Origin of the sequence: Loktanella fryxellensis, assembly GCF_900110065.1 — a bacterium.
Classification (GTDB): Bacteria; Pseudomonadota; Alphaproteobacteria; order Rhodobacterales; family Rhodobacteraceae; genus Loktanella; species Loktanella fryxellensis.
In genome coordinates, this window is the sequence record NZ_FOCI01000018.1 from 1 (window position 1) to 14,397 (window position 14,397).

General features: G+C 66.8%; 10 protein-coding genes. 5 read left to right on the forward strand and 5 right to left on the reverse strand.

Going from position 1 to position 14,397, the window contains the following annotated elements:
• The 3 genes from BMX16_RS12795 to BMX16_RS12805 all read right to left on the reverse strand — a co-directional run.
• Positions 1-693: glycosyltransferase family 2 protein (locus tag BMX16_RS12795; protein ID WP_143058028.1), on the reverse strand; the 693-nt coding region annotated here is incomplete at its 3' end.
• A complete protein-coding gene (locus tag BMX16_RS12800) occupies positions 690-2,081 on the reverse strand; it encodes a glycosyltransferase family 2 protein (RefSeq protein ID WP_177174658.1) in 1,392 nt (463 codons plus the stop codon). The genes BMX16_RS12795 and BMX16_RS12800, both read right to left, overlap by 4 nt.
• The gene (locus BMX16_RS12805) at positions 1,990-2,994 is read right to left on the reverse strand and encodes a glycosyltransferase (protein ID WP_089904242.1); all 1,005 of its coding nucleotides are present in this window, start codon (positions 2,992-2,994) and stop codon (positions 1,990-1,992) included. The genes BMX16_RS12800 and BMX16_RS12805 overlap by 92 nt, the downstream gene beginning before the upstream one ends.
• Positions 2,995-3,272: 278 nt before the next feature.
• Here BMX16_RS12805 and BMX16_RS12810 point away from each other — a divergent pair, with 278 nt between their 5' ends.
• The 3 genes from BMX16_RS12810 (at position 3,273) to BMX16_RS12820 (ending at position 7,148) form a co-directional block, all read left to right on the forward strand.
• Positions 3,273-5,477 carry a YjbH domain-containing protein gene (locus BMX16_RS12810; RefSeq protein ID WP_089904245.1) on the forward strand — a complete coding sequence of 735 codons (2,205 nt, stop codon included), beginning with the start codon at positions 3,273-3,275 and terminating at the stop codon, positions 5,475-5,477.
• Positions 5,474-6,148: a YjbF family lipoprotein gene (locus BMX16_RS12815; protein WP_218139883.1), complete on the forward strand. Its 675-nt coding sequence runs from the start codon at positions 5,474-5,476 to the stop codon at positions 6,146-6,148. Before BMX16_RS12810 ends, BMX16_RS12815 begins: the two co-directional genes overlap by 4 nt.
• Before the next feature lie 133 nt (positions 6,149-6,281).
• Complete coding sequence (locus tag BMX16_RS12820) at positions 6,282-7,148, forward strand: ABC transporter permease (protein ID WP_089904251.1); 867 nt, start codon at positions 6,282-6,284, stop codon at positions 7,146-7,148.
• A gap of 61 nt (positions 7,149-7,209) precedes the next feature.
• Here BMX16_RS12820 and BMX16_RS12825 read toward each other — a convergent pair whose 3' ends face one another.
• Positions 7,210-8,586, reverse strand: a complete 1,377-nt coding sequence (locus tag BMX16_RS12825) for a phosphohexomutase domain-containing protein (protein ID WP_089904254.1) — start codon at positions 8,584-8,586, stop codon at positions 7,210-7,212.
• Between the two features lie 137 nt (positions 8,587-8,723).
• Here BMX16_RS12825 and BMX16_RS12830 point away from each other — a divergent pair, with 137 nt between their 5' ends.
• Entirely contained in the window at positions 8,724-8,999 is a 276-nt protein-coding gene (locus tag BMX16_RS12830) for a hypothetical protein (protein ID WP_089904257.1), read from the forward strand.
• Between the two features lie 20 nt (positions 9,000-9,019).
• On the opposite strand, the gene BMX16_RS12835 is transcribed toward BMX16_RS12830, so the two are convergent.
• Positions 9,020-10,924 carry a polysaccharide biosynthesis protein gene (locus BMX16_RS12835; protein WP_089904259.1) on the reverse strand — a complete coding sequence of 635 codons (1,905 nt, stop codon included), beginning with the start codon at positions 10,922-10,924 and terminating at the stop codon, positions 9,020-9,022.
• 253 nt (positions 10,925-11,177) lie between these two features.
• On the opposite strand from BMX16_RS12835, the gene BMX16_RS18205 reads away from it, so the two are divergent.
• The gene (locus BMX16_RS18205) at positions 11,178-14,393 is read left to right on the forward strand and encodes a calcium-binding protein (protein WP_089904262.1); all 3,216 of its coding nucleotides are present in this window, start codon (positions 11,178-11,180) and stop codon (positions 14,391-14,393) included.
• Positions 14,394-14,397: the final 4 nt, after the last annotated feature.

The window sequence follows — 14,397 nt, forward strand, 5'->3', positions numbered from 1 at the left end:
TTGTAGGTAAGTGATGTCGGTTTGCTCATGCGGGCCAGCTACCACACTGGATTCACAACATGAATCCCTCTCGGATTTGTGCAACAGAGCCGTGCGGTAGCACAGATCGATGTCGTGGGGACCATGCACATGCGATGTCTCGAACCCGTGGGCCACTACGGTCTGGGCATAATCCTCGACCAGATTTCCTCCCTCGAGCTTGACGATGTTGGCCACCACCACCGACCGGCAGTCGCCGAGTACGACGCATTCCGCCAGATAATCGCGCGACAGGTGGTCGTCGTGATCGACGAAGGTGGTTTGACGGAACCGCACCCGCTGTAGGGCGGCATTGCGGGCGCGGGCCACACTGGGCACAGGATCATCCAGCACCACGGTCGCCACGCCACTGATCGCGGCAAAGTCGTCGACCATGGCCCGGCTGCCGTCGGTACAGCCATTCAGCGCGAACACGACCTCGAAACGATTACGGGCAAGCGACTGGTTGCGCAGCGACAGCAGCAGAGGGCCCATCTCTGCTGCACCATTATGGACCGGCACGACGATGCTGATCCCGTCGGGGGCAGCCAGATATTCGGCCTCGTGTGCAAACAGCCGCGCTGCGTCGGGCCCGTTGCGCTCGGCTCGCAAGAGCGCGGCACGCAGACCCGCGATGACCTCTTCCGGCCGGTGTACCGTTGTGGATGCCGTCATCGTCTCGGGCCACGGGGCGGCAGGATGCTGCGATAGATCTTACGCAGGCGAAACGCCATCTGCGCAGCTTTGGAGTTCACGTGACGCTGCAGCTTCACGATTTGCGCATCCATATCGGCCATGCGGAGATCGCGTTGGGCACTCTCCTTGCGCGCGGCCTCCAAAGCGACCTGACGCTGGCGCAATTCGCCGTTCAGGCGGTCATTGTCAGCGCGCAGCGCCACCGCCAGGTGCTTCAGCCGCGACATCTCTGTCAGGCAGATGTCCTGCTGCACGGCATCCCATGCGGACGTCATCTCTGATACGCGGTCGGTCAGATGCGTCATGTCCCAAATCTCCCACTGTCTGAACCCTGCACCTGCAGCAGACACGTCTGGAGGCATCATGCCCGCGAACCTGACATGTTGGCGCATCAGGGCGGGGCGTTGTGCCGGCGCGGACCGGTCCATCATCCATCGCACAAGGTCATGGTAAAAGCGCCAGAACGTCAGTTCGACCTGCGGCTGCCCCTTTGCTTGTACCAGATCGTAAGTCTCGCGCAGGGCGTCATAGGCCTGCAACCGCCGATCATCCGTGATGCCGTTGATCCGGCCGCTGCGGGTATCGAACGTCTGGGTGCACTGGATGCTCCCAGTTACCATGACCCGTGTGGCCTGCAGGAGGGAATGCCAGTGGGCAAGGACATCGTTCTGCACGACAGTGTCCGAAAACCGCAATCCGATCCGCCGGATGAAATCGCTGCGATAGAGCTTGGTCCAAGGAAAGTTCGTCACACGCAGCAGATCCTCGTGGCCGTCCAATTCAACCACACGCCTGTCTTGTCCCCGCAGAATGGCGTCGATGATCCGCTGGTCGCTGGCATGCGGCGGCTGGATGCGGCCATCGCGCAAAAAGCGGTAGGACGACACCACCATATCGATGTCAGGCTGCGCGTCCATCGATGCCATCAGGTTGGTCACCACGTTCCAGTCCATGACGTCGTCATCATCTAGGAACACGGTATAAATGCCGCGCACAGCCTTAAGTCCCACGTTGCGCGCAGCTCCGGCACCAACCTGTCGCGCATTGCGGTGCACGATCAGATTGCCCGCCTGCGGCAGCAGGGTCTGCAGGTCGATGTCAGAGGCATCGTCAACGACGATCACCTGCCAGTCGGGTTGGTCTGCACACAGCGCCGCCACCCGGCACAAGAACAGTGCTTCGGGGTTGCGGGACGGAATCACGATGGAGAGGCGCATTTGTCGTGTGTCGCAAACGCGGCATACGCCTTCAAGCGCCGCGTCATGGTACATCACATCACGCGGCATACAATGCACCCGCGCGTCCCTGCCAGAACTGGTCGAATTGCACGGCCTCCTGTCCGGGCAACAGCGCTTGCACAGCGCCACGCAAACCAGGATCGCGCCACGCTCCCTCGAAAGCCCGATAGGCATCGATGAACAGGGCAAACCGGTGGTCTGGGCGCACGCGCTGCATGAACCAGATCAGACGACGGAAATAGACCGCATAGAAATAGGTCGCCGTGCAATCGCACAACCCGCCGTTGGCATCCAGATTGTCCCGCACATGCCCGAAGAGAGTCACGATCTCGCTGCGGCGGTTGCGTACATGGCGCGAGGCTGCATCGCGGTCCACGCGATACATATAATAGGTATCGCTGACCCAGTGATAGGTCATGCCATTCAGGAAACACATCGCAGAAAAGCAGGTGTCCTGATACCCCGCCCCCGGCGTCTCCGGCAACACGATCCGGTAGCGGTCCAACGCCGCCTTGCGGTAAACCCCGGCCCAGATCGCCGGCGCCTGGAAAATCGCCGTGTCGCCGGCAAAGGTACGGTGCCGCAGCACATCCCGCGACAGCGCCATCAGATCAGCTGCCGACTGTTTGTCTGCTGGGACTGCCATCACCGGCAGCGGTCCTGCGTCGGTAAAGGGTTGGTAGGCCGTCTTGACGAAATCCAGACCTGGATCGCGATCCAGCAGATCGAGCAGCGTCCGATACACCCCCGACACGATCAGATCGTCGGATTCGACGATGGTGACATAACGGCCCCGCGCGGCATGCAGACCGGTGTTGATCGCCTTGCCATAGCCACCGTTGGGTTGGGCGATGACACGGAACCGGCCATCTTGGCGCGCGACATCTGCCGCGATCAGCCCTGATCCGTCGCGGCTGCCATCGTCGATACATACCACTTCTGCCGTGATTGTGTCGGGTAGGGCTGCGGCGATGCTGGACAGACAGGCTGGCAGATAGGCTTTGACATCATAGATCGGCACAATGACGGACAGATCAGGCATGGAACCCCTCTTGCAGGACTGGTGCGCGGGATTGGTCCCGATACATTCAATCGAAACCAGAATCGTTAGGATTGACTTAAATCGATACGAAAACCTTCACGCAAAGCGAGCATGCGCCGCATATGCCGCCACGGGCGATACCGGGCAGGATCGGTGATGGGATAGGGTCGTTACGAGGCGGATCCGCCCATCGGCAGCACGCCGCGCCATTCGCAAATTGACGTTTCCAATCGCCCCACGGAAACGCTAAGCAGAAAGCGAATGCTCTGGGGGTTGTGATGCGTAATCTTGTTGGCCATGCGGCCATGCTGGCCATGCTGGCGGGTCAGGCCGCGGCCCAGGACAACGGGCCGTCCTACACGGTCTTCGGCACCACCGGCCTGCTCGAGATGCCCACCGCCGAAAGTGCCGCCCCCGACGACATCGCCTCAACCATCGCACGGTCCGACACGGGCGGGGTGCGCACCACCTTCACCTATCAGGTGACGCCGCGCCTGTCCGGCAGTTTCCGCTATGGCAGTTTCGAGCAATACACCCAGGCCGATGCGAACGGCGACCGCGGCACCTTCGAGACGTTCGACCGCAGTTTCGACCTGCAGTTCCGCCTAACCGACGAAGGCCGCTATCTGCCCGCCATCGCGGTCGGTCTGCGCGACTTCCTCGGTACTGGGCGGTTCAGTTCCGAATACGTCGTGGCGTCCAAATCCTTCGGCCCCGATTTCATCGCCACCGCCGGCATCGGCTGGGGCCGGATGGGCCAGCAGAACGGGTTTTCCAACCCGCTGGGGGTCCTGGGCGACTATTTCGACACCCGCCCCGCCTTTGTCGACCGCGAGTTCGCCGCAGAGAACGCCGATGGCGACGGCAACGGCGGGCAGCTGTCGACCAATCAGTTCTTCCGCGGCGATGCGGCCTTCTTTGCCGGCGTCGAGTATCAGTACAGCGACACGCTGGGGTTCAAGGCGGAATATTCGTCGATCAACTACCCCGAAGGCACCTTCATCCCCGCCATCGACTACAGCTCGCCGTTCAATTTCGGCGCCTCCTACCGCATCCGCCCCAACATCGAGCTGGGGGCGGCGTGGATGTACGGCACCGAACTCAGCCTGCGCGGCACCTATATCCTGAACCCGACCGACCGGCAGAACGCCACCGGCCTCGATCCGGCACCCGCGCCCGTGCGCGTGCGCACCGCCGACCAGCGCGCGGCCCAGACCTGGGACCAGATGCGCCAGCCCGAACCCGCCGTGCGCAAGGGGCTGACCGACCTGCTGGCCGTGGAGGGCATCGATCTGATCGGTCTGGAAATCACCGATCGCACCGCGCGCCTGCGCTATCAGAACACCCGCTTCCGCTCGGAGGCGCAGGCGATGGGCCGTGCGGCGCGGATGATGACGCAGATCATCCCGCCCTCGGTGCAGACCTTTGTCATGGAACCGGTGCAGAACGGCCTGCCCCTGTCCGCCGTCAGCATTCCGCGCGCCGGCATCGAGCAGTACGAGAACCGCATCGGCGGCGCCGACGCACTGCTGGAGGCGAGCGCCGTGGCGCCGGCCGGGCCCGATGCGGGACTGGTGCTGCAGCCCAGCACCGAACCCGCCTTCAAATGGGGCATCGCCCCCTATTTCGCGCTGATCCTGTTCAACAAGAACGAGCCGCTGGATTTCGATACCGGGCTGGCGCTGGATCTGGAATACGACGTCAGCCGCAACCTGACCTTCGCGGGCCGCGTACAGCAGACCGTGATGGGCGCGCAGGAGCCGCTGGATTTCTTCGACAACCCCAACGACTACGTCAACGTGCGCACCGACACCGCCTTCTTCGGGCGCGAGGGGACACCGACCCTCGAATACCTGACCGCCACCTACTACACCCGGCTGACGCCGGACGTGTATGGCCGCGTCACCGCGGGCTATCTGGAGCGGATGTATGGCGGCGTGTCCACCGAGGTGCTGTGGAAGCCGCAGGCGACCCGTCTGGCCGTGGGGGCCGAGGTCAACTATGCCATGCTGCGCGACCAGGACATGGGGTTCGGCTTTGCGCTGTTTGAAAAGAACGCGGACGGCGACCGGGTCGAGGTCGGCGACTACAGCGTGACCACGGCCATGCTGACCGGCTATTACGACATCGGGCGCGGTTTCGAAGCCTCGCTCGGCGTGGGCAAGTATCTGGCCGGCGACGTGGGCGCCACCTTCGCGCTGGACCGCACCTACGAGAACGGCTGGTCGGTGGGTGGCTATTTCACGCTGACCGACATGCCCTTCGACGACTTCGGCGAGGGCAGCTTCGACAAGGGCATCCGCATCACGATCCCCTACGACTATTTCATCGGCACACCGTCGCGCAAATCGGTCAGCACCACGGTGCAGTCCCTGTCCCGCGACGGCGGCGCCACGCTGGACGTGCAGGGCCGCTTGTACGACGTGGTCCGCAACGGACAGCTGAACGATCTGAGCGATACATGGGGACGGTTCTGGCGATGATCCTGCGACTGAACATGCGGCTGGCGCTGCTGGCCACCCTGGGGGCGCTGACCCTCACCGCCTGCGGCCCGCTGAACGAGAACAGCGTGGCCAAGGGCGCCGCGACCGCCCTGCAGACCCGCTTTGCCGGTGGCGATGCGGCAGCGCCCGCCCCGGTGGCCCCGGTGCTGACCCGTGCGCAGGTCGATGCGGCACCGGGCAATTTCCTGGTGATGAACGCCTATGGCGGCAGTCTGGTCGCGGCCCTGGCCCAGGGCGGCAGCAACGGCGACCGCATCACATGGCTGTCGCCGCAGGGCCTGTCGGTGACGACGCAGAACGGCGTGATGGTGGCCACCCGCGGCTTTCCCCGCGACCTGATGGCCGCCGACGTGAATGGCGTGATGCAGGCGCTGATCGCCAGCGGCGGCACCACCACCCGCGTGCACGAGGTGCTGTCGGACACCGATCAGGTGCAGACGCAGAGCTTTACCTGCACGCTGGCGTCGCAGGGGCGCGAGACGATCGGCATCCTCGGGCGCCAGATCCCCACCGAACGCTTCGGCGAGGCGTGCCGGTCGGACATGCTGGCCTTCGACAACAAGTACTGGATCGACGACACGGGGGTCATGGTGCGCAGCCTGCAGGCGATCGCGCCGGATTCGGGCTACATCCAGCTCGACCGGCCCTGAGGGCCTCTGGCAGCGCGACCGGCCCTGGAACGGATGGCGCGGGGGTGGCCCCCGTGTCACGCAGGCCTGATGCGCGACACAGCCCTTGCCCTTGCCCCGGTGCAGAGGCTGTGGTTCTGATCACCGCATGAGCATGCCGGCCACTCCCCTCGACGATCTGCCGCGTTCCGGTGACACGGATACCGCGACCCCGGGCGCGCGGCGCCACGCGCCCCTGCCGCAGACGCTGAAGCCGCCCCGCTTCAAGTCCCTGCGCAGCATCACCGCCCTGACCCTGCGCGAGATGGAATCGACCTATGGCCGCCAGCCCGGCGGCTATATCTGGGCGATCCTGAAACCGATGGGCATGATCGTGATCCTGTCGGTCGCATTTTCCATGATCGTGCACCAGCCACCCCTGGGCGTCAGCTTCATCTTCTTCTACGCCACGGGGTTCCTGCCCTTCGACATCTACATGACGATGTCGTCCAAGATCAGCGGTGCGCTGAGCTACTCGCGCCCCATGCTGTCGTATCCCCGGGTGACGTGGATCGACGCGGTCATCGCGCGGGCGGTCTTGAACGGGCTGACGCAGATCATCGTGTTCTTCATCGTGATCTTCGGGATCATGGCCCTCTACGAGACGCGCGCGCAGTTCGACATCGGACCGGTACTGGTGGGACTGCTGATGATCATGTTCATCGGCATTGGCGTTGGCATGCTGAATGCGGTCCTGATCGGGCTCTATCCGGTGTGGGGGATCATCTGGGGGATCCTGTCACGACCGCTGTTCCTCGCGTCCGCCGTCCTCTTCGTGCCAGAGAAGATGCCGCCTAACATCACCAGCATCCTGTTGTGGAACCCGCTGGTCCATGGGATCGGACTGGTGCGCAAGGGTCTGTTCCCGACCTACGACGCCCCTTACGTGTCGCTGGTCTTCGGGTTCGGCATCGGGCTGGGGCTGTGCGCGGCGGGCCTGCTGTTCCTGCGGGCCCATTACAAGACGGTGCTGCAGCAGTAGGCAACCGCGGCAGCAGCGCGCCACCGCTGCCGCCCCATATCAGACCCGTATCAGACCCGTATCAGACCAGGGCCTGCGCCAGCGCGGCAAGCCCCGCAGCCAGCGTCGCCTGCGCCGCAGCCTCGGTCGCCGCCTCGGCATAGAACCGCAGTTCCGGCGCGTTGCCGGACGGGCGCAGGTGCACGATGCGCCCGTCGGTCAGGGTGATCCGCAGACCGTCGGTGCGGTCCACGCCCGCCTCGGTTCCATCGCAGGCCACAAGGAACGCGGCGCGCGCCGCCGCATCCGCGTCAAACTGCGCCACCAGCGCCTGCGACGTGGCCGTGGGCACCCCCACCAGACGGTCGGTGGCGGTAAAGCGGGCGGGTTGCCCCGCCACCAGCGCCGCAAGTCCCCCCGGCCCGTCCTGATCGAAGGCCGCCACCAGCGGCGCCACAAGCGGCAGCACCGCATCGCGGGTCGCCAGTGCGGACAGCGGGCCCACCGGGCCCTGCGCGTCGAAGCCCAGCAGGAAGCCGCCGTTCGCCTCGTATCCCACGACGCGGCCCCCCTCCTCCGCCATGCCGGCGATCACGAAGGGAGAGCCGATCCGGGTGCGCCGCACGCGGGCGAACAGCGCCTCGGCCCCGGTGTTGGACGACACCGGCGTCACGGCGACATCCGCCCCCAGCGCCGTCCCGGTGATCTGCCCCAGCACATCGCCCGGCACGACGCGGCCATGCGCATCCGCCAGCAGCGGCCGGTCGCCGTCGCCGTCGGTGGACACGATGGCATCGAGGGTATGCGTCTTCGCCCAGACCGTCAGCTGGTCGCGCACGGCGGGATCCACCGCCTCGGTATCGACCGGGATGAAGGTGGCAGAGCGGCCCAGTTCGACCACATCCGCCCCCAGCCCCGCCACGATCGCCAGAAGCAGGTCGCGGCCCACGGCGGAATGGCTGTAGACGCCGATCCGCCGTCCCGCCAGCGCAGGCCCGTAGGCGTCCAGCGTGCGCGCCACGTAAGCGGCCCCGGCGGTGGTGTCCGTGTGCAGCGATCCGGTCCCCTGCCCCGGCGTACGCCCGAGGTTGGCCAGGATCGCCACCTCGTCCGCCTTGCCGATCTCGCCGTGAGGGACGTAGAACTTCAACCCGTTGCGGTCAGCGGGGATGTGGCTGCCGGTCACCATGATGGCCGCGGCCCCCGCCCCCATCGCCGCCAGCGCCAGCGCCGGCGTGGGCACGTCGCCGCAATCGGTGACGTCCAGCCCACAGGCCCGGGCGGCCGCGATCACCATGTCCGCGATGGCGGGCGACGAGGGCCGCAGGTCGCGGGCCACGAACAGCCCCGTGCCCATCGGGCAGGCGGCGGCGAAGGCGCGGACATGATCCGCCACCAGATCGGGGGTCAGATCCACGACGAGGCCGCGCAGGCCGGAGGTGCCGAACTGTGGGGGCATGGGGCGGGTCCTTTCACCAGACATCTCCGCCGTCTTAGCGGACGCACCGACCCTCGGCAAACACTGGTGGCGACCGGTCTGCCACGGATGTCATGCGCCTTGTGTCAAACGGCCGGATCGGGTGAACCGATATCACGATGACACCGGATCAGGCCCGCAGATTGATCCTCTTCCAGATCGTCAATCTGGCCGTCACGATCATGATCAGGGTGGGGGCATCCGCGACGGGGGACTTCATCATGATCCTGTTTGGGCAGAAGGTGATCGCCCTGCTCCACTGGGACGACGATCCGGCGCAACGGGACATCTTTTTGCTGCTGTTCTTCGTGATCGGCGCCGCCGAAGTCATGCTGATCTTCGTCTTGGGATCGTTTTCGATCTCTGCGCCTGCCTGCGTCAGCCTGTTCGGATGATCGCCGCAGGCTAACGCATCTCAGCTCTGTCCTTCGACACCCTGCGCGAAATGCGCGCCACCCTCGACCCAGCGGGCGACGACGGCGCGCAGGGCCACCTCGTCGGCGGTCTCGATGGCGCGGCGCAGGGCCTTGATGGCCGATGCCATCTCCAGCTCCGACAGGGCGGCCTCGTTAGCCTGCAGGATCTTGGGGTGCGGCGTGGTCAGTTGACCCTCACCGATCAGCAGTTCCTCGTGGATCTTCTCGCCGGGACGCAAGCCGGTGATGCGGATCTCGATGTCGCCGTCCGGATCGGCCGCATCGCGCACGCTATAGCCTGCGGCGGCGATCATCTGGCGCGCAAGGTCGTAGATCGGCATCGGCTCGCCCATGTCGAGCACGAAGACATCGCCGCCGGACGCGAACGACCCCGCCACCAGCACCAGCTTGGCCGCCTCGGGAATCGTCATGAAATAGCGCGTCACCTCGCGGTGGGTCAGGGTCACGGGACCGCCCTTGGCGATCTGGTCCTGGAACAGCGGGATCACCGACCCGGATGAGCCCATGACGTTGCCGAACCGCACCATGGTGAACACGCTGCGCCGCCCGGTCGCGGTCACGGCGCTGCGGCTGGCCAGATCCTGCACCACCAGTTCGGCCATCCGCTTGGACGCGCCCATCATGTTCTGCGGCCGCACCGCCTTGTCGCTCGAGATCAGGATGAAGCGTTCGACGCGGGCATTCGCCGCCGCCTGTGCCAGCACCTGGGTGCCCAGCACGTTGTTGGACATGCCGACGACCGGGTTGCTCTCGACCAGCGGCACATGCTTGTAGGCGGCGGCGTGCAGGACGACCTGCACGCCGTGGTCTGCCATGATCCGCGCCATCAGGCCCGCGTCGGTGATCGACCCCAGCACCGGGACGATGTCGGTCTGCTGGCGCCGCAGCAGCGCGCGCAGTTCCATGTCGATGGTATAGAGCGCCAGTTCGCTGATCTCGCACAGCACCAGTTTCGCGGGATTGCGCCCCAAGAGCTGACGGCAGAGTTCTGAGCCGATCGACCCGCCGGCCCCGGTGATCAGGATCACGCGCCCCGCATAGGTGGTCCCGCCGTCGGGCAGCGCCGCATCCAGCGCCTCGCGTCCCAGGAACCGCCCCGGCACCACGGGCTGCAACTGATCCAGCAGCGGCACGCGCCCCGTCAGCTGAGCGAAGGACGGCACCGCCTGCACCTCCACGCCCAGATCCTCGAGCCTGCGGGACAGCTGCGCCTGCTGGGGGCGCGATGCGGACGGCATCGCCAGCAGGACCCGGTCGATGTGGTGGCTGCGGATCAGATCCTCGACCGCCATCGGGCCATAGACCGTCAGGCCCTGCACGATGGTGCCCTGGGTCGCCACGTTGTCGTCGACGAAGGCCACGGGAAAGATCCGCTCGTCCGTGCGCAGCGCCGCGGCCAGTTGCCGGCCCGTGGCGCCGGCGCCATAGATCAGCACCCGCGTCTGGTCCTGACCGCGCCGGTAGATGCCCAGCAGCAGTTGCAGCATCCCCATGCGCGCCGCCACCGCCAGCAGGAAATAGACGATCGCGAAATTGATGAAGCTGGCCAGCGGCGTGCCGAAGCCCGCCATGTCATCGAGCACCGCCGCCGCCAGACCCAGCAGCACCGCATGCAGGCCGGTCAGGGCGACCGCATGGCTTTCGTAGGATTTCAGCTGGATCAGCGGCAGGCCCAGCACCGACGACAGCAATCCGCCGATCGCCATCAGCAGCGGCAGCGCCAGCCAGTGACCGACGATGGTGGCCCCCAGTCCTGCCCCGTCTGCGGGCAGACCCTGCAGGGCGATGGCCCCCAGAAGGGCGGCCGGGATCAGCACGACATCGACGGCCAGCAGGACGACCCGCTTGGCACGGCGCGACAGGGCGCTGATCGTTCGGTACATCGCGGGTCCGGTCCTTTGGCGTGATCCGTCCTTGTGCGCCGGACAGCGCAAAAATTCAAGGCAACGGTCCGGTTTTCCCCGCAATCCCTGTTCCAGTGTGCCCTTGGTGCGGCATCGATCCGGCGCATTTGCCACGAACTCGCGTCTAATCCGCGCCAAGGACCACGCAGGCGTCGCAATTCCGCCCGCCCCCCTGCCTGCCCGCCGCGCCAAGACCGGACCCACCCAGTCCTGACCGCAAGGCCCGCCCCCGATGGGAGATCTGACACGCATCGCCAGCGTGGTGCCCCCCGGCGCCACCGCCCTGTCCCACGTGACCGACCTGACCCTCGTGGCGGGGCGGCTTTATGCCACGACGCGGGCTGACGGGCGACTGGACAGCTGGACCATCACGGGATCCGGCCTGTCGCTGCGCGACAGCGTGGATCATGCAGGTCCCCTGCGCGCGGGCAGCGACGGCGGGATCGCCGTGCTGGATCTGGATGCGGGGACGCGCCTGCTGACGGGGGGGGGCGGCAGCACAGGGGCGCTGGTGCTGCGCGCGCCCACCGCGGCGGGCGATCTGCCGGACGGCACCGTGCTGGCGGGCACCACGGGCAGCATCGCGACCCTGCAGCACGCCACGACGGTCACCCTCTCGAACGGCAGCCACGTGGTCTATGGCGGGCTGGGGGGGCTGAACGGGCTGGGGCAGCTGACCTTCAATGCCGGCGGGTCGCTGGTGTCGCAGCAGACGGTGGCAGACCAGACCACGACCTATGCGGCCCGCGTCACCGGCACCGCCAGCGCCGTGGTCGGCGGTCAAACCTGGCTTTATGCGGCGTCCGGGACCGAACACGGGATCACCAGCTACCGGGTGGCCGCCAATGGCGCGCTGACGGCGGTGCAGGCCACGGGCAACCCCGACGGGCTGTGGATCGCCAGCCCCACCGCGCTGGAGGGTGTGCGTCTGGCCGGACGCGACCATCTGGTGCTGGCCAGTGCGGGCACCCACAGCCTGACCGTCCTGCGCCCGGAGGCGGACGGCACGCTGACCATCGTGGACCACCTGCTCGACACCCGCGACACCCGCTTCGGCGGGGTCGCGGCGCTGGCGGTGGTGGAACACGCGGGCACCGTGCATGTCATCGCGGGCGGCGCCGACGACGGGATCACCGTGCTGCAACTGCTGCCCGACGGGCAGCTCGTGACGCGTGCCACGCTCGCGGATGGACGCGATACGACGCTGGCCAACGTGTCGGCCATCGCGGCCCTGGGGCGTGGCGACGGGCTGGACATCTTCGTCGCGTCATCGTCGGAACATGGCCTGACGCGGCTGCGCTACGACATGGGGCCTGCCGGGCAGACGCTGGTCGCCGCCGCCGCGGGCCAGACCCTGAGCGGCACGGCGGGGGGCGACGTGGTGATCGGCGGCGTGGGGCCCGACCGGCTGGCGGGGGGGGCGGGCGACGACATCCTGCGCGACGGCGGCGGCAGCGACACGCTGACGGGGGGGACCGGGGCCGACATCTTCGTGCTGGCCAGCGACGGGGTGCGCGACACGATCACCGATTTTCAGGTCGGTGTGGACCGCATCGACCTGTCCGCCTGGCCGATGCTGCGGTCGCGCGACCAGCTGACGCTGGCGCTGACCGCCACCGGGTTCACCATCGGCTATGGCACCGAAGTGCTGGTGGTGAACGCCGCCGACGGGCGCACCATCGACCACCGCACCCTGACCACCGCCGACCTGATGGGCGGCGCCCGCATCCCGCAGGTCATCCTGCCGGGGTTCGCGGGACCGGTGTTTCCCCGCGCGACCGTGACCCAGGGGGCGGGTGGCAGCCTTCCGGATGCGGGCGCCACTCCGGGTGCACCGCCCGTGCTGGCAGGCGTGCTGGTCATCGGCGGCATCACGTTCCTCACTCACCGCATGGGCACACGTGACGGCCTGTTCCGCGTCGGTACCACCGGCAGCGAGCGCATCGTTGCGAGCGATCGCAACGACAAGATCGACGGACGCGGCGGGTCCGACAGCATCTGGGGGAAGGGCGGCACCGACATCCTGTATGGCGACACCGGCAACGACGCCATCGCCGGAGAGGCGGGCGACGACGCCCTGTTCGGCGAGGAGGGTGACGACCGCCTCTATGGCGGCACGGGTCAGGACCGCCTGATCGGTGCCGCTGGCCGAGACCGCCTGTATGGCGGCGATGGCGACGACGTCATCGACGGCGGGTCCGGCGACGACCATCTGGTGGGCGGCACCGGCCGCGACCGGCTGACCGATCCCAGCGGCCTGAACCGGCTCTATGGTGGAGATGGTCATGACATCCTGACCGGCGGAATCGCATCCGACAGTCTCTATGGTGGCGCGGGCAACGACATCCTCGCGGCCAAGGCTGGCAACGACCGGCTCGTGGGCGAGGACGGCGACGATCGGCTCTATGGCGGTGATGGCGACGACAAGGTCTGGGGCGGGGAAGGACGCGACATCCTGTATGGTCGAACCGGCAACGATCAACTGGCCGGCGACGCCGGTGATGACGTGATCTTCGGCGAAGCGGGGTCCGACAGCCTGTGGGGCGGCACCGGAAACGACAGCCTTGACGGCGGTACCGACAACGATCGGCTGTGGGGCCGCGACGGCAACGACCGCTTAAGCGGCAATGATGGCGACGACATCCTGTATGGCGACGCCGGACGCGACGAGGTGATGGGCAAGGACGGGCGCGACCTGCTCTATGGTGGGCTGGACGGCGACCGGATGTACGGCGGCGAAGGCGATGACACCGTTTATGGCGACGACGGCAATGACGAGATCTATGGCGGCACGGGAAGCGGCAGCGACAGGCTGTGGGGTGGGGCCGGCGACGACGTGATCGATGGCAACAGCGGCGCCGACATGCTGGACGGAGGCGACGGCAACGACACTCTGCGGGGCGGCGACGACGCGGACAGGCTCTATGGCGGGGCTGGACGGGACCGGGTTGAAGGGGGGGCCGGCCACGACCTGTTGCAGGGTGGTGCGGATAACGACGTCCTTCAGGGCGGAGAAGGGAACGACACCGTGACCGGCGACGACGGCGACGACACGCTCTTGGGTGAAGCGGGCAACGATACACTGGCAGGGTCTGCAGGCCGCGATACCCTGATGGGGGGCGGTGGAAACGATCGGTTGGACGGTGGTATTGGCGACGATACGCTGGACGGCGGCGCAGGTGACGATGTCATGACGGGCGGGCTTGGGGCCGATACCTTCGTCTTCGGCGATGGCCTCGACCGTATCTCAGATTTCGACACCGGGGCAGACCGCCTGACACTGGATACCGACCTATGGGACGGCGACCTGATCCCGGCGGATGTCCTGTTCCTCTACGGCACGCGGGTGGACGGGTCGACGGTGCTCGACTTCGGCAACGGCGACGTGCTGACCCTGACCGGGATCATCGATTGGGACCTTCTGGCAGATCGAATCGGTTATATGTAGGATA

Coding starts and splice junctions, on each gene's coding strand:
- BMX16_RS12805 (WP_089904242.1), bottom strand. CDS start 2,994: ATGCCTGATCTGTCCGTCATTGTGCCGATCTATGATGTCAAAGCCTAT.
- BMX16_RS12810 (WP_089904245.1), top strand. CDS start 3,273: ATGCGTAATCTTGTTGGCCATGCGGCCATGCTGGCCATGCTGGCGGGT.
- BMX16_RS12815 (WP_218139883.1), top strand. CDS start 5,474: ATGATCCTGCGACTGAACATGCGGCTGGCGCTGCTGGCCACCCTGGGG.
- BMX16_RS12820 (WP_089904251.1), top strand. CDS start 6,282: ATGCCGGCCACTCCCCTCGACGATCTGCCGCGTTCCGGTGACACGGAT.
- BMX16_RS12825 (WP_089904254.1), bottom strand. CDS start 8,586: ATGCCCCCACAGTTCGGCACCTCCGGCCTGCGCGGCCTCGTCGTGGAT.
- BMX16_RS12830 (WP_089904257.1), top strand. CDS start 8,724: ATGACACCGGATCAGGCCCGCAGATTGATCCTCTTCCAGATCGTCAAT.
- BMX16_RS12835 (WP_089904259.1), bottom strand. CDS start 10,924: ATGTACCGAACGATCAGCGCCCTGTCGCGCCGTGCCAAGCGGGTCGTC.
- BMX16_RS18205 (WP_089904262.1), top strand. CDS start 11,178: ATGGGAGATCTGACACGCATCGCCAGCGTGGTGCCCCCCGGCGCCACC.